This is a genomic window from Rhodococcus sp. OAS809, assembly GCF_040546695.1.
GTDB classification, from domain to species: domain Bacteria; phylum Actinomycetota; class Actinomycetes; order Mycobacteriales; family Mycobacteriaceae; genus Rhodococcus_F; species Rhodococcus_F qingshengii.
Window position 1 is genome coordinate 5,260,213 of record NZ_JBEPOI010000002.1, and the last position, 14,529, is coordinate 5,274,741.

Genomic DNA, 14,529 nt, shown 5'->3' on the forward strand with positions numbered 1-14,529 from the left:
GATCCTTTTTGGTCTGTGTTGTTTCATCCGACGATAACAGGAGCCGGTATCTACATACGAGCAATACCGGCGCAGAGAAGTTCGACCAGTCGTCGATACACCCGATCCGGGTCGGTGCCGGCCGGTTGTCCCTCTACCGATTCGAGGATGCAGAAGCCGTGCAGCGCACTGCGAAGAGACCACGCCGCCTGCTCCGAATCATCCGGGCTCAGACCGTATCCCGCGATCACCCGGTTGATGACCTCGACCACCTCGCCGACGGCGGAGACCAGATCGGGATGCGGAGCAGTGGGGTAGCGGTCGGTGATGGCGTAGAGCCCGGGGTGTACTCGGACGAACGCACGCCATGCGTCCGCGAGCGCCATGACGGCGTCGTCGCGCGAGAGACCGACCGCGGCGGCACGCAGTTGTTCGGCGAGAAGGTTGCGTGCGAGGAGGCTGAGTTGATGGTGGACGTCGTCGACCCCGTCGACGTGTTTGTACAGCGCTGACTGCCGGACGTCGAGGGTCTCGGCGAGTTGACTCAGTACCAGAGCGTCGGCGCCTTTGCTGTCGACCAGATTGGCTGCGGCAGCGATCACGCGTTCACGGGTAACCGGAGTTCTCATGCACGCATCTTCCCTGTATGACAGGCTTCGCGTCGGTGATACATTATCACCATGAGTGATGAAGTATCGCCACGCGAGCCGTCCGGCGATCAACTACGCCGTCGTGACCTGCGCGTAGTCGTCACCGGTGCATGCATCCTCGGGTTGACCTCGGTGCTCTACGAACTCTCAGGAGTGTCTCCGTCGACGGGTGCATTCTTTCGGTGTCTCTATGCGCTCATCCCTCTCGGCATGCTCGTGCTCGTTCAGCGTCGTCGGTCACCCCGGTCTGCGATCTCGGCGCCCTGGATCGTGAAGTCTCTACTTGCCGGCGCGTTCCTCGGAATCGATCTGGTGCTCTGGCACGAGTCGATTCATTCGATCGGGGCAGGTCTTTCGACTGTGATCCTGAATTTGCAGGTGCTGTTCGTCGCAATCCTCGGCTACGTTGTCCTGCGCCAACGGATCGGCCGGGAACTGGTCGCCAGCCTTCCGTTGCTCTTCGTCGGAGTTGCTCTGGTAGCCGGGACGAGCACAACGCTCACCGGGTCGAATCCTGCTGTCGGAGTGTCGTTTGCCGTGATCGCCGCAGGCGCGTACGCGGTCTACATCTTCCTCATGGGTCTGGCTACTCGGGCGGCGGGCAGAACGGCGTTGCCGATGTTCGTCTCGACGGGAGCCACTGCCCTCACGGCAGGTGCATACGGCCTCGTGAGTGGAACTTTGGATCTGACACCGTCACTGGTAGCTCAAGGTTGGCTTGTGCTGCTCGCGTTGGTATCTCAGGTGATCGGGTGGCTGCTGGTAGCCAGCGCCAGTCAGCGTCTGCCTGCCAGTGCAGTCGCCGCCAGCCTCGTGTTGCAATCGGCGTCAGCACTGTTGTTCGGCGCGGTGATGCTTGCGCAGACCCCAACTCTCGTCCAACTTGCAGGTGCCGGAATGATTTTGGCCGGAGTGGTTGTGGCGACGCGGATACCCGCGAAGAAATCCTCGACGACTGTTGTCGGAAAACGAATGGAGACAAGCGTATGACCACTGCGGCTGACCACATCTACATCAACGGCGACATCAGGGCCATGGACGGTGCGGTCGGCGACAACGCGACCGCTGTGGCAGTCAAGGACGGCAGATTTGTCGCCCTCGGAACTGACGCCGAGATCGCGGCGCTGACCGATTCCGAAACCTCCGTTGTCGATCTCGCCGGAGCGGTGGTTGTTCCGGGGTTCATCGAGATGCACCTCCATCCGATGATGTGGGGTTTGATGCTCAGTGGGGTCGACGCAACGACGAATACGTGCCCGACCATCGAAAAGTTGATCACGGCGTTGGCCGCGCGGGCCGCGATCACACCAGTTGGCGAGCCCATCGAAGCGTGGGGCTTCGACGATAGCCTCGTGGCGGAAGATCGAGGCCTGACCGCGGTTGATCTGGACAAGGCTTCCACCGATCATCCGATTCTGGTGCGGCACTTGTCTGCTCACGGAATCTATGTCAACTCGGTCGCACTGGAGAAGGCCGGGATCGATGCCACCACGGTCGATCCGGAGGGTGGTGTCATCGTTCGGGACAGCGACGGTGTACCCACCGGTGAACTGTGCGAGGTTCCGGCAATGTCTCTGGTGCACGGACTTGTTCCGGATATGAACCCGGATGCGTCCAAGATCGCGATGCTGCGGGCGCAGGAAGTCATGGCGTCGGTGGGCGTGACGAGTTTCCACGACATGTACGTCACGGCCGAGATGTACGAGGCGTACCGGCAACTCGACGCCGATGGTGACTTGAGGCTGCGTGCGCGCCTCTATCTCGGCCACGGGGTTCACGATCAGTTGGGTGAACTCGCCGGTCCGACCGAGCGAGTTCGTGTGGGCGGCGTCAAACTCATTTCGGACGGGTCGATTCAGTTGCACACCGCTGCGCTGACCGCGCCGTACCACGATCTGGGCGGATGCCACTGCGGCGGAATGGCAATCCCGGCAGGCGCGCTCGGGGCACTCGTCGAGGAACATCACGCCGCCGGCCGACAGGTTGCGATTCATACCAACGGTGATCAGGCCATCGATTTTGCATTGGACGCAATTGCAGCGGCACGGACGGCGCACCCGGACATCGAAGTTTCGCATCGCCTCGAGCACGTTCAGACGTTGCGGGAAGATCAGATCGCGCGGATGGTCGAACTCGGGGTGGTGGCGTCGATCTTCGTGAACCACGTCTACTACTGGGGTGACCGGCACCGCGATCGTTTTCTCGGACCGGGTCGCGGCGAGCGGATCAGCCCCGTGGCGTCGGTCGTGGCGGCGGGGCTTGCCTACGCGCTGCATTGCGACTGCCCTGTCACTCCAGTGAACCCGCTCTTCACGATGAACACCGCCGTACATCGTGTGACGCGAGAAGGTCATGTTCTGGGTGCGGAGCAACGGGTTTCCGCGTCCGAGGCGCTGGCCGGCTACACAAGCGCAGCCGCTCGTCTCACCGGTGAGTCATCGGACAAAGGTCGGATAGCGGTGGGACTTTTGGCGGATTTTGTTGTGCTCGACGGAGATCCGCTGCGCAGCGAATCGACAGACTTGAATGAACTGTCGGTCCTGCGCACGGTTGTCGGAGGTGAGACCGTCTTCGGGGCGTAGATGCTCGTCGTTTTACCTTGGGATTGGGTGCCGGTAGTCAACTCCTTACCGGCTTCGCAACTGTAGATGCACGTGGGCCGGGGAGCGAATTTGCTTCCCGGCCCACAGCTTTGGATGCAGAACGGGCAGTCGCGATTCGATGGTCGGACAAAGTTATTGGTGGAGTGCTGGTTTCGGAGCGCGCGAGAGTTTGTCCTGGCCGGCCGATCCGGCGGGGCGCAGCGATCGATGGCGCCCGTGTCCGTGGCGCTAGTGGACGAAATGCGGGGGTCTCGAAACGGCTCGATCCTTCTGTTTGCTCGAGGGTCGCTGTTCTCGGCGAGTTCGTTCGTGGACTCCCGGACATACCAAGAGTATCTAGAACTTGTTCTTGTTTGGATCGGAATGAATCGCCCGTTCGATCGCAGAACACTTTTTGGTAAATAGTTGCGATGCACAGCTAACTATTTCTAACGGTACTGGTCAGGGTGCAGAATTAGCCCTTGAGGGATGTCGAAGTTCCTTCTGAACGTTTGACCAGTAAAACCGCCACAAAAGCTGATACGTGTGATAAAAATTGATCCGAAGCGGAGCGGTTGCTATGTATGAGCGAGGGCATGCACAGCGTCACGGTTCGGCTCGCAAGCTTTCTGCAACATGTTTGGCACCGATGGCGGATGTACCTCGTTCCGCCATCTCTTCACCCAATGCCCGGCAACGGGACAGACGAAATGAGTCTTCACATGCCTCGATTTTTCCCGGTCGGGGACGGACGAGAATCCCGTCTCCCCCGGCGCGCCACTGCTGTGTTGGCGGCTCTGCCGGCTGCACTGCTCCTCGCGACCTCGGGTGCGCTGCTTGCACCTGGTAGCGCCGCGGCCGCCCCGGGCGACGACATCACTGACCAGTGCCTGGAGATGTCCCAGAACGGTGGACCCTGGGTGAAGCCGGCGGCCTTCGATCCCAGTGGAACCGACTACATCCCGATCCCCGGTGACGAGGGCACGCAGTTGGCCTTCAACGTTCGTAATGTCTGCGACCTTCCTGCCACGCTCACTCTTTTCAGTGAGAGCTGGTCCGTCTCGGGCGGCGGCACTGCGACAGTGCGGGGCAAGCTCGACGGCCAGGTCGGCCAGCAGTTCGTGATCGGGCCGAATGCGAATTCGTCGACGCGGATCGAGCTGGTGAAAACGCCTCTCGCACAGAACGCCAACGTGATGGCTGGTTTCATGATTGGCATCCCTGCCGGCGAAGTTTTGCAGGGATACGAGATCAACCCCGGCTGGGGTCTCGTCCTGGTGGAGGGCGAGCCCGTCGTTGTTGCTCCCAGTGCGCCGACCGGTTTGACTCTGGGTTCGGCCGAAGTAGAGGCGGGCACACCCGTCAAGGTCTCCGGCAAGGCAGAGCCGAACAGTACCGTCACCGTGACCGGAGGCGGCGCCACCTGCACCGCCACCGCGGATACGAGTGGGAACTTCAGCTGCAACCTGACGATCACCACGCCCGGCAGTCATCCGATCACCGCCACGGCGACAAATGCGGGTGGGACCAGCCCCGCCTCCACGGCGGTCACGGTCAAGGTCACGGCGAAAACCACCGATCCAGGTGGCAGCAGCAGCGGTTCGCTCGGAAGTAGCACCGGTTCGCTCGGAAGTCTCGACCTGTTCGGCAGCCTCGGCGGATAACCACTCCGGCCCAACCGGCCACTTAGACCTCGCGATGCACGGGGCGATCTCGACCATCTCCGCGCATCGCCAACCTTCTCGGTCACCGAATTCAATTCGGCGGCTTCATTTCCCATGCCCCTTCCTGGGGCTGTTTCACCGGAGTGCACATCCGCACGGCCCGGGCTCAACCAAGCGCGTCGGATGTCCCGCCGCGAACTGCACAGGAGGAATACCAGATGAACAAGACCACAAAGGGTGCGATCGCCGCAGGTGCGGCTGCTGTTCTGCTCGCAGGTGGTGCCGGAACCATGGCTGCGTGGAACGCGTCGACCGGCGCTGGCGGAAGCCAGACCGTCAATGCCGGCTCGATGACGATCAGCGAAGCGGCCGGCTCCGGCGTATGGAAGCTCGGCGCGAACACGTTCAACCCGGCCAGCGACAAAATTGTCCCCGGTGACGTACTCACCTACACCGCCACGTACAACTACACCCTCGTCGGCACAAACCTGAAGGCGACGCTGACACCTACCGTCGGCGGAATCTCCGGGGCTCTCGCGAGCAAGCTGGAGGTCGCGACTGCCGGTGGTCAGAACGCGAGCGTCTCCGCGGGCACTGGCACGCGCGATATCACCACGACGATCACGTTCAAGCCGGACACCACCAACACGGACGGCGCTGGCCAGGCAGCCACGCTGTCGGGAGCCTCGGTCACCCTCGAGCAGACGCTCACCCCGTAGTTAATCCGTAACCAGAAGAAGGTCACGTGAAGACCCAATACAAATGGGCGATCGCAGCGTCGTCGGTTCTGCTCATCGGGTTCGTCTCGGTGCAGCAGACCGGCGCGCTGTGGCGCGATACCGCAGAATCGACCGGCGGCACTATCCAGGCAGGCATGCTCGATATCTCTGCCGGCGGAGAAGGGGTCAAGCAGTTCAACCTCGATGGGTTCAAGTTGGACAACAAGGGCCCGGGCGACAGCATTCAGATGCCACTGCCGGTGATCAACTCCGGCAACGTGCAGATGAACTACGTGCTTTCCGATGTTGTACTCAACGGCGCGACCCCACCGCCGCTGAGCCTGCGCGTGGCCAAGGTAGCCAACGAGGCGGCCTGCACCGCCACTGGCGACGTGGGCACTGAGCTCTACAACGGTGCGATGGACGGCGCGGCCTTTTCCGAACAGCTGGTTCCGGCCGGGCAGATGCAGGTGTTGTGCCTGCGGGCCACGCTGGGCCAGGGCGCGGCAGCGAGCCAGCAGTCCAACGCGACGTTCACTTTCGACGCAAGCTCAGTGAGCCAGTCATGACCGTCACCGCGAGAAGCCGGCGTGCAGGCGAACGTGCCGAGTATCGACCCCGGCACAGCGCACACGTGGAAACATCTGAGCGGCAACATGATCCCGAACAAGGCGGAGACGACAAGACCACCCTATGGTGGTGGACTCGCACCATCGTCTCGTGGGTACTGCTGCTGCTGATGGTCGGCATTCTCGCGGTGATGGTCGTTATCCCTCGACTCACCGGCTCCACCGCGTACACGGTTCTCACCGGTTCGATGGAACCGACCATGCCCCCTGGCACGCTCATCGTGGTCAAGCCGACCCCCAACGAGGATCTGACCACCGGGGACGTGATCACGTTCCAGCCCGTCTCCGGCGATCCAGCGGTGGTCACCCACCGCATCGAAGGCATCTATTACACGGGGGAAGGGGAGCGTCGCATCCACACTCGCGGCGACAACAACCCCGTCGCCGACTCGTGGTCGCTGGTGCCCGAGCAGATCCGTGGTCGGGTCATCTACTCGGTGCCGTATCTGGGCCGGGTGAACTCGGTGATCAACGGGCAATCGCGTTCGATTCTCACCACAGGCGTAGCTGCGGGCCTGGCTGTATATGCCGTGTGGATGGTCGTCAGTGGCATCCGCGACAAGCGGGGCAAGGCCGGTGACGACGAAAGTGGCACAGACCCGACTCTTTCCGGCCCTGAACTCGGCGCGCCGGTATTGCCCGCCGATCCATCGGCACCAACCTCCGAATCGAAATAGGACAGCAGAATGTCTACAGAACAGAAATCGGGCGGCGACGCGCGTCTCGGGGCGCGGATGCGAAGCCGTCTGGGCGAGACCGGTTGGATACGGACCCGGGCCGTGCTCTCACTGGGCATGGTCCTGGGCCTCGGAGCGGTCGGCACGATGGCGGCGTGGTCCGACAGCGCTACTGCGACCACCGGCATGTTCAGCACTTCGTCGGTCCAGCTGAAAGTCGACAACCAGCGGCCCGCACACCAATTCACCGAACTCAAGCGCAACAGCATGCTGCCAGGCCAGAGTGAGGCTGGGGCATTGACGGTTCAGAACACCGGAACTGCCAACTTCCAGTGGGCGGTATCGGCAACGGCCACGGGTTCGTCCGCGCTGATCGGGAAGCTCAAGGTTTCCCTACATCAGACCGGCGCCAACGACGGCAGTACCTGTTCAGGACCGATCATCGGGACGCAGCAAGCGTTCTCCGGGAACCCGACACTCGTCTCTGGCCGATCACTCGCTGCCGGTGTTTCGGAGCAGGTGTGCATCAAGGTGACCGTCGATTCGACCGCGGGTCAGACGGAGCAGTTCAAGATCGCCGATCTGGGCTTCAACTTCACCGCAACGGGGCAGTGATCATCGCGATGGACAGCACCGATGAGGAGGTGAGCGTGGGACGCAGTCGTGGCAAGGAAATTGCCTTGAATGTGGCTGCGGTCGCCGGGCTCATCTGCATAATCGCCACTCTCGCGTCCCTGATATTCGGGATCAAACCACTGGTGTTTCGCTCGGGTTCGATGGAACCTGCAATTTCCACCGGTGCGCTGGCGCTGGCGAAGACCGTGCCTGCAACTGAATTGGCTGTCGGCGACGTGATCAGCGTCGACAACGACCAAGGCGTGCGCATCACCCACCGCGTGGTCGAACTCGAATCGGCAGGAGCGGACACCGTGCTCGCCACGCTCAAGGGCGATGCCAACAATGTGGCTGATCGACTGCCCTACACCATCACCGAGGCCGACCGAGTGTTCATCAGCGTCGGCGGGCTCGGCTATGTCGTTGCTTGGCTTTCCAGCCCGCTCGCAACCTTCCTTGGCGGCGGATTGGTAGGCGCGGTGCTGGTCATCGCATTTGGACGAACTAAAGACCGGCGTCTGGAGAATGCCCGCGCCGCCACTACAAATGACGCCCGCGTCGATGCTGACGAAACCTGCGGGGAGCTTCAGGAGGCTCATAATGATTGAAATGCGACGGGCTAGCACCCGCATGAAGTCGCTGCGGTCGTTGATCGCTGTCGGCGGCGCTGCTGCAATGGCTTTCGGTCTGGCTCAGGCCACTGGGACGTTGGCAAATCCAACTGACGTGGTCAATTCGACTGGCGCACAGGTGGCGACGGGCAACTTCTATCCGACGCCGTTGACCTCGACTGTGAACTGCTCGACGTCGGGAGGAGCAGACCTATTGGGACGTAGAGCAAACCTGAGCTGGCCCGCGGTTCCAGGTGTCACGGGGTACAAGGTGGTTTTCGTGAGGAAATCCGATCCGAGCTACATCGTTCGAACGGATAATCTGTCGGCGAGCCAAACGTCCATCAGTGGAATTACCCATGGCAGTCGCAATGTGATGTGGGCGCGGGTGTACACCGTGAACGGGCCGGCAATCTCATCTGGTTTCATGTCGTCTGTCGAGATAACCCATAAGGACCTCGTAAGTAACAGGACCGAATGCGAGGGTAATCGTGGTCCGCAATTGGCTAACCAGGCCTGGGAAAATACCAACACCTGGAATCCGGCGACACCGGCACCCAACGGGGCGAACCCTCTGAGCAGGATGCAGGCCGAAGCGATGGTGCCGAACGAGCCTGATGCGTTGGAGACGACCACCACCCAAGCTCCGTCCACGAGCGAGACCGCCAATCCGACAACGTCTACCGAGCCGACCAGCACCACCGAGGCCACGACCACGACGGCACCGAGCACGACAACTCCGGCACCGACCACCCCGGAAACCACGTCGCCGGAGACCACTCCCTCGGCTGATCCGAAGCCGGTTCTGACGGACACAGTCGAGAGTGGCGGCCTCACCGGCGGCTGGACTGCGGGTGGTAACAGGGTTGCAGTGGTCGACGCCGACGGCAACGAACTCGCAAGTGGCCGTGTGGAATCGGGTTCCACTCTGCATTGGTACAACGGCCAGTTGTGGATTGTCGGGGCAACCGAGGTCTACCGCATCATGGAGTCACCGCAGGACGGCACATGGAAGTTCTACAAGGACAGCGGGCAGAACATGCCTGACTTCGGGTAGCGGCCAATCACTCGACGTCTGGACTGTGCCCCCGAGTTTCCGGACCCGGGGGCACAGTCGTAGCTGCGCATGTTCCGACGGTGTCGGGCAATCAGGTAACCGGCTGGTCGCCCGCTGGAGAGGTTTCGGCCGCCCGTGAACTGGATAACCAACTGCAGACGGCAACGACGTGTAGAGATGCCTGAAGCGTTCGCAGTGGATTGGCACTTATTCGGGGCTCGAGTTATCTTACTGCAAAGTAAGTGTTTGGTGTCGGCGTCGATTGGGGCTATGCCGACCTGAGTACAGGGATCGATATGCGGATGAACCTGGGGGCAGGTGTTCGGCGACGTCGTTGGGCGCGCGACGTATTGGCAGCCGCGACGGCATGTGCGCTGGCGATGTCCGCGTTGCTCTCGGTACAGATTTCAGCGTCGGCGTCCGAGCTGGACGAGTACGTGAATTTGCCTTTGGTGAATCGGAATGCCGAACACGGTCCGGGCGGTGTCCATCCCGCGTTGCCGACTGATCTCGGCACCTTGCAAGCCCTTGTGGAAGAAGCCCGCGCCAGTGGTCGCAGTCCGGAATCCCATGCGGCCTTGCTGTTTCAGTATCGATTGGTCGCTGCCACGGAAGCCGCCGGAATCGATCTGTCATCGTGGAATCCGCGCGCCGGAGTGTCGGCCAATCGCACGAACCTGGTGAAGTCGTACCGCTTCTACGAGGATCTGCAACTCGGTCACCCGGAATTGCAGTGGGCGGGCATGGGCGGACAGGTTGGTGCGGACTTCGGCGGAGGACTGATCGACTTCGAACTGATGGCGGACATGTACTCGTTTCCGAATCTGCAAAATGTTTCCAATTCGATAGTTTCTCAGGTCACGGATCAGGTTGGCGTGCAAGCGCTGAACCAATTGCCGGCAGGGCTGCGCGCACTCGCCGCGGTGGGCAGGAACGTCACAGCGGACGACTTGGATTATGTGCTGGGGATGATCCTGGTGATGCAGAAGAACATCTTCTCGGATCTGATGCCGATGCATCAGGCATACGTGGATGAAGGACTTCCCGCGCTGGAGGAAATGCAGAGTGCCGGATTGTTCGGTCAGGATGTCATGGACGCCTGGCGTGATGTAGCCTCTGGCGATTCGAATCGGATTGCACGTGGGAACGTAGCACTGCTCCAACGTGAGCAAGGGATGATCATCCGCGACCAGTGGGATACCGTGCGCGCCTACAAAGGTGATGTGGGAGAGGCGATCACTTACGCATCGACTGTCGCCGGTTCACCTTCGGTCGCCGGCGTCGTACCGCCTCGCTCGTTTCGGTCTCTCGAGTTCGCGACAACACTGGCGGACGGACGCACCGCGACAGTGACACTGCCCCTACCGGATTGGAACTGGTCGGTGTACGAGGACCGGTGGGACTACATCACCTCGCAGCTCTTGCCGAAGTACCGAGCGATGGTCGAAGAAGATTGGCCACGGCTCGTAGCCACATTGAGTGTTCCCTACGAAATTCAATTGGAGAGTCACCGCCCGATGGTGACCCTCCCACAAACGCTCGAATCGGCCCTCTCCAGTTTGAAAGTGACGGTTCAGTGATGTCGGGTGCCAGATTTCGAAGGTTTGCCCCGCTGGTAGCGCTGACCGTTGCGCTGGTTCTGCCTGCGACTGCTGGGGCCGAGGCCCCAGACAGTGGTGTTCCAGACGACGCGCAAGCTCCGGTATCCCAGGAGTTTCGGACCGATACTCCAACTCTGGGAGAGATTTTCAACGGGTTCACGGTCGGTGCGCTCAGGTCGGGGGAGTTCGCATCGGAAGAGGAGATCTTCACTGCGCTCACCGCCGATGATCCGTTTTACGACGAGCCGGTGTTGACCGGCGTCGAGCGTCCCGGTGACCTCCTGAAGTCGAAGAAGGTGGATGTACTGTTCACGGGATACAAACCGGGACAGCTCGACGCCTACAAGATCATGTACGTCACAACTGGAATCGACGGTTCGACGCCGGTGGTGAGCACCGGGATCATGATGATCCCGATCGACGGAACACCGGCATCGGAGAAGAAAGTCATCAGCTACCAGGAGGCCAACGACAGCGTCGGCGGCTACTGTCATCCGAGTTCGCACTGGACGGGCGGTGATCCGCTGGACGGCGCCTCCTGGTCGGCCTTGGGTCCGCTGGCGCTGATGTTCGGAAAAGGTTATGCCGTAGTAATTTCCGACGTCGGGAACAACGGAGACCGTGATCCTCACGGCGTCTTCGCGGGCAAGTTCGCGGGGCACGCGCAGTTGGATGCTGTGCGCGCAGCATTTCAGCTGCAGGATTCCGAGCTGAATCCGGATGCGGAGATTGCGTTGTTCGGAATCGCTGGTGGTGGAGTTGGTTCGGCATTCGCCGCAGAATCTGCGCAGTCCTACGCGCCGGAACTCGATATCGTCTCGACAGTCCTCGAGGGCATGGTGATCAAGCCCCGAACATTCATGGAGACAACAGATTCCTCGGTCGGCGCAGGCTTCGGATTTGCGACGCTCCTTGGCCTCGAACCCTGGTACCCCGAGATGAAGTTGAACGACAAGCTCAATCCCGTGGGCCGAGCGATTGCCGACGTGTACCGGGATGAGTGCCAGATGCCGGCGTACTTCACGCTTCCGTTCGTACCGCTGGCGAGCCTTTTCGAGCCGGGGATCGATCCGATCACAGAACCCAGTTTCCAGCGCGCGTACGACGACAACGTACTGGGCCACGGTGCTCCGGCGTCGAAGGTATTGATAACGTCGTGCGCAAAGGACGACTCCCCGATGTCACTTGTACCGGCAGCTGATGCGCGAGAACTGGCGGACACGTACAGGAGTGGAGGGACCGACGTGAGCTACCAGCCCACCGACTGCAGTATGGACCGCGCATTCACGGATCCATACGGTTGGGGAACTGATCTGTTCGGAATGCAGGCGATCGACTGGATAGCGCACAACTTCGACAACTGAGCGAGTCACCCGGCCAGCAGTTTGTTGATCGGTGCAAGATCGAAATAGTCACGCCATGCAACAATTTTCGAGTCCACGATCTCGAAGATCCCCATAACCGGCAGGACTACGTGTTTGTCGCCGAGGTCGAATCGGTCGGTCCGTTCGTTGAGTACAGTCGCACCGTTGGCGTACTGGTGATGAATCGTGAATTCGATCCCACCGAAGGCCGAAATGAAGCCTTCCAGGAAATTCAGGATCTCGGTGCGTCCGACGATCGGGGCCATCGGAATATTATGGTAGACAGCATCTTCACTGAAGTACGACGCGATTGTCTCGGCGCTACCCATCTTCCACTCGGCGCAGAAAGCAGTGACCAGTTCTTCGGGACTCATGGTGTGACCTCTCGGTGTGGTGAGACGTTCAGGTGCACACGCTGATGGCGGCGTACGAACATGCTGGGGACCCAACGGGGTGGGGATTCGGAATCGATTGTGAAGTGCGCACTGTTTTCGAGAAGGACTGCGATCGCGATCTTTGCTTCCAGACGAGCCAGCGCGGCCCCGACACAGAAATGTGCTCCTTTGCCGAAGGCGAAATGTGCTCGGGGATTGACTCTGTCGAGGTTCATCACCTGTGGTTCGACGAACGACTCGGGGTCGCGGTTCGCCGAACCCCACAGCAGTATGAGATGACTGCCGGCGGGCAGTGTCATGCCACCGAGTGTCGTGTCCGCGTTGACATGTCGGTGATGTCCGCGAAAGGGTGACTCGAGCCTGAGCGTTTCTTCCAGGAACGCGCCCACGAGTAGAGGGTCCTCGCGCAGCTGCGTCTGAATCTCAGGGCGCTCGGCGAGCAACCGTGCAGAGTTGGCGATCAGTCCGGCGGTCGATTCGCCACCCGCACCGACGAGTTGCACCAACATCAGCACGGCCACGTCTTCGCTGAGTTCGCCTGCGTCACAGCAACGGACGAGGTCTCCGAGTAGATCATCCACCGGGTGAGCCCGTGCCTCACGAAACTTGCTGTAGAGGTACCCGGTGAGTTCGGCCGCCGAGGTGACGACGCCTGTCAACCGTTCTGCGGTCACGATGCCGCTGAGAAGTTCGGTGCTGTCGTACGACCACGCCAGCAATTGGGGGACGTCGTGTGCCGGCAGGCCGATCAGCGTGGCAACCATCTGCAGCGGCAGCGTGTCCGCTACCGACGTGACCCATTCGATCCGTCGACCGTCGAAGCCGTTGTCCCACAACTGCTGCGTGTACTCGGTCATCACCGGCTCGAGTGCTCGTATACGTTTGGCGACCAGTGTCGGCAAGACAAGTTTGCGCTGGTGCTGATGGTCGGGCTCGTCGGCAGTCGCGAGAACGTGAACAGCTTGGCCGCCGCCGTTCATGTCGAAGGTCACGGCCGAACCGTCCGGTGTACGAACCAGCACGCCGGTGAGGTTGTTGGAGAAGTCGTCGGTACGGGAAACGGCTTCGGTGACCAATTCCCACGTGGACACCAGATAGAAGTCGGTATCAGGAATGCGGTACACGGGGTGCCGGCGCCGGAGTACGTCGTATAGCGGGTACGGGTCGTCGATGTTCGACGGCAGGAAAGGGTTGATGTCGAGCGTCGATAGTGTCACGAAGGGAAGATTTCACGGCCGTCGAGGAGAAGTCAACAGGTGGAAAATGCCTCTGAACTGGCATTTTGAGAAAATCTCACGCACTTCAACCCCCTCGTACTTCTCCCAGTTCAGAGGCTCGCGGCCTTCCGTAGCCTTGAGATTTCTGATTGAATCTGTCTCAGAGTGAGACGAGGTGACGGAGAGTGACCGGTGCAAACGAGCGCCGCGCCGCCGACTGGTTGGCCGGCGGTAACCGCCGTGAACTCGCAACCGAGCGCATCTTCGCGGCTGCGGCAGAGCTGATTCGAGAACAGGGATTCGATCGGTTCAACGCCGACGACGTCGCTGCCCGCGCAGGCTGTTCGAGGGCAACGCTCTACCGCTACGTAGGTGGCAAGTCCGCGATCCGCGAGGGGTTGTTGTCACGAGGCGCGGCATCCGTGGCGAGCAAGGTCGCGACTGCCGTCGAATCACTGCACGGCGACGAGCGCATCGTGGAGTCGATCCTCGTCGCCGTCGACGCGATCAGATCCGACGCTGCCATGAGCCACGGCCTTGCGGCAGCGCGGGCCAACGGAATCGACGAGTATCTCGTGTCCTCGCCGTTGCTCCCGCGTACTGCACTGGAACTTGCAGGATTGGATCCTGAAGGTCAAGAGTCGCAGTGGGTGGTTCGGATCGTGTTGATGCTGTTGGCGTGGCCTCTTGCAGACAGGGCCGCCGAACGAGGGATGGTCGAGTCGTTCATCTACTCCTGAGCGGGATTCCGTGTTCGTGAACGGTGCAT

General features: G+C 61.1%; 15 protein-coding genes. 12 read left to right on the forward strand and 3 right to left on the reverse strand.

Going from position 1 to position 14,529, the window contains the following annotated elements; all coding sequences use genetic code 11:
• Positions 1 to 50 precede the first annotated feature (50 nt).
• On the reverse strand, positions 51 to 608 hold the full coding sequence (locus ABIE52_RS27615; protein ID WP_192712226.1) for a TetR/AcrR family transcriptional regulator: 558 nt from the start codon (positions 606 to 608) through the stop codon (positions 51 to 53).
• Between the two features lie 51 nt (positions 609 to 659).
• On the opposite strand from ABIE52_RS27615, the gene ABIE52_RS27620 reads away from it, so the two are divergent.
• The 11 genes from ABIE52_RS27620 (at position 660) to ABIE52_RS27670 (ending at position 12,148) form a co-directional block, all read left to right on the forward strand.
• Complete coding sequence (locus ABIE52_RS27620) at positions 660 to 1,619, forward strand: DMT family transporter (RefSeq protein ID WP_192712227.1); 960 nt, start codon at positions 660 to 662, stop codon at positions 1,617 to 1,619.
• A complete protein-coding gene (locus ABIE52_RS27625; RefSeq protein WP_192712228.1) occupies positions 1,616 to 3,211 on the forward strand; it encodes an amidohydrolase in 1,596 nt (531 codons plus the stop codon). The genes ABIE52_RS27620 and ABIE52_RS27625 overlap by 4 nt, the downstream gene beginning before the upstream one ends.
• A gap of 722 nt (positions 3,212 to 3,933) precedes the next feature.
• Complete coding sequence (locus ABIE52_RS27630; protein ID WP_082893093.1) at positions 3,934 to 4,875, forward strand: Ig-like domain-containing protein; 942 nt, start codon at positions 3,934 to 3,936, stop codon at positions 4,873 to 4,875.
• A 218-nt stretch (positions 4,876 to 5,093) separates the two neighbouring features.
• Entirely contained in the window at positions 5,094 to 5,594 is a 501-nt protein-coding gene (locus ABIE52_RS27635) for an alternate-type signal peptide domain-containing protein (protein ID WP_003939763.1), read from the forward strand.
• Positions 5,595 to 5,620: 26 nt separating this feature from the next.
• Positions 5,621 to 6,163, forward strand: coding sequence for a hypothetical protein (locus tag ABIE52_RS27640; RefSeq protein WP_019745195.1), 543 nt, complete (start codon positions 5,621 to 5,623; stop codon positions 6,161 to 6,163).
• Positions 6,160 to 6,900, forward strand: a complete 741-nt coding sequence (locus tag ABIE52_RS27645) for a signal peptidase I (RefSeq protein WP_021332052.1) — start codon at positions 6,160 to 6,162, stop codon at positions 6,898 to 6,900. Before ABIE52_RS27640 ends, ABIE52_RS27645 begins: the two co-directional genes overlap by 4 nt.
• A gap of 9 nt (positions 6,901 to 6,909) precedes the next feature.
• Positions 6,910 to 7,515: a SipW-dependent-type signal peptide-containing protein gene (locus ABIE52_RS27650; RefSeq protein ID WP_021332053.1), complete on the forward strand. Its 606-nt coding sequence runs from the start codon at positions 6,910 to 6,912 to the stop codon at positions 7,513 to 7,515.
• 8 nt (positions 7,516 to 7,523) lie between these two features.
• The gene (locus ABIE52_RS27655; protein ID WP_042453547.1) at positions 7,524 to 8,123 is read left to right on the forward strand and encodes a signal peptidase I; all 600 of its coding nucleotides are present in this window, start codon (positions 7,524 to 7,526) and stop codon (positions 8,121 to 8,123) included.
• A 1-nt stretch (position 8,124) separates the two neighbouring features.
• Entirely contained in the window at positions 8,125 to 9,183 is a 1,059-nt protein-coding gene (locus ABIE52_RS27660) for a hypothetical protein (RefSeq protein ID WP_228401300.1), read from the forward strand.
• 296 nt (positions 9,184 to 9,479) lie between these two features.
• Positions 9,480 to 10,763 (forward strand): hypothetical protein, encoded by a 1,284-nt coding sequence (locus tag ABIE52_RS27665; RefSeq protein ID WP_082920598.1) that lies wholly within the window; start codon positions 9,480 to 9,482, stop codon positions 10,761 to 10,763.
• Positions 10,763 to 12,148 carry a lipase family protein gene (locus tag ABIE52_RS27670; RefSeq protein ID WP_371595045.1) on the forward strand — a complete coding sequence of 462 codons (1,386 nt, stop codon included), beginning with the start codon at positions 10,763 to 10,765 and terminating at the stop codon, positions 12,146 to 12,148. The genes ABIE52_RS27665 and ABIE52_RS27670 overlap by 1 nt, the downstream gene beginning before the upstream one ends.
• A gap of 5 nt (positions 12,149 to 12,153) precedes the next feature.
• Here the strand turns inward: ABIE52_RS27670 and ABIE52_RS27675 are convergent, their stop codons facing one another.
• Positions 12,154 to 12,522 (reverse strand): limonene-1,2-epoxide hydrolase family protein, encoded by a 369-nt coding sequence (locus ABIE52_RS27675; protein ID WP_064443757.1) that lies wholly within the window; start codon positions 12,520 to 12,522, stop codon positions 12,154 to 12,156.
• Positions 12,519 to 13,760, reverse strand: a complete 1,242-nt coding sequence (locus ABIE52_RS27680; protein ID WP_064443758.1) for a cytochrome P450 — start codon at positions 13,758 to 13,760, stop codon at positions 12,519 to 12,521. The genes ABIE52_RS27675 and ABIE52_RS27680 overlap by 4 nt, the downstream gene beginning before the upstream one ends.
• Before the next feature lie 185 nt (positions 13,761 to 13,945).
• Here ABIE52_RS27680 and ABIE52_RS27685 point away from each other — a divergent pair, with 185 nt between their 5' ends.
• On the forward strand, positions 13,946 to 14,500 hold the full coding sequence (locus ABIE52_RS27685; RefSeq protein ID WP_021332060.1) for a TetR/AcrR family transcriptional regulator: 555 nt from the start codon (positions 13,946 to 13,948) through the stop codon (positions 14,498 to 14,500).
• The last annotated feature ends 29 nt before the right edge of the window (positions 14,501 to 14,529 follow it).

What these genes read in the sequence shown, in the direction of transcription:
- ABIE52_RS27615 (WP_192712226.1), bottom strand. Translation starts at nt 608, where the DNA reads ATGAGAACTCCGGTTACCCGTGAACGCGTGATCGCTGCCGCAGCCAAT.
- ABIE52_RS27620 (WP_192712227.1), top strand. Translation starts at nt 660, where the DNA reads ATGAGTGATGAAGTATCGCCACGCGAGCCGTCCGGCGATCAACTACGC.
- ABIE52_RS27625 (WP_192712228.1), top strand. Translation starts at nt 1,616, where the DNA reads ATGACCACTGCGGCTGACCACATCTACATCAACGGCGACATCAGGGCC.
- ABIE52_RS27630 (WP_082893093.1), top strand. Translation starts at nt 3,934, where the DNA reads ATGCCTCGATTTTTCCCGGTCGGGGACGGACGAGAATCCCGTCTCCCC.
- ABIE52_RS27635 (WP_003939763.1), top strand. Translation starts at nt 5,094, where the DNA reads ATGAACAAGACCACAAAGGGTGCGATCGCCGCAGGTGCGGCTGCTGTT.
- ABIE52_RS27645 (WP_021332052.1), top strand. Translation starts at nt 6,160, where the DNA reads ATGACCGTCACCGCGAGAAGCCGGCGTGCAGGCGAACGTGCCGAGTAT.
- ABIE52_RS27650 (WP_021332053.1), top strand. Translation starts at nt 6,910, where the DNA reads ATGTCTACAGAACAGAAATCGGGCGGCGACGCGCGTCTCGGGGCGCGG.
- ABIE52_RS27655 (WP_042453547.1), top strand. Translation starts at nt 7,524, where the DNA reads ATGGACAGCACCGATGAGGAGGTGAGCGTGGGACGCAGTCGTGGCAAG.
- ABIE52_RS27660 (WP_228401300.1), top strand. Translation starts at nt 8,125, where the DNA reads ATGCGACGGGCTAGCACCCGCATGAAGTCGCTGCGGTCGTTGATCGCT.
- ABIE52_RS27665 (WP_082920598.1), top strand. Translation starts at nt 9,480, where the DNA reads ATGCGGATGAACCTGGGGGCAGGTGTTCGGCGACGTCGTTGGGCGCGC.
- ABIE52_RS27670 (WP_371595045.1), top strand. Translation starts at nt 10,763, where the DNA reads ATGTCGGGTGCCAGATTTCGAAGGTTTGCCCCGCTGGTAGCGCTGACC.
- ABIE52_RS27675 (WP_064443757.1), bottom strand. Translation starts at nt 12,522, where the DNA reads ATGAGTCCCGAAGAACTGGTCACTGCTTTCTGCGCCGAGTGGAAGATG.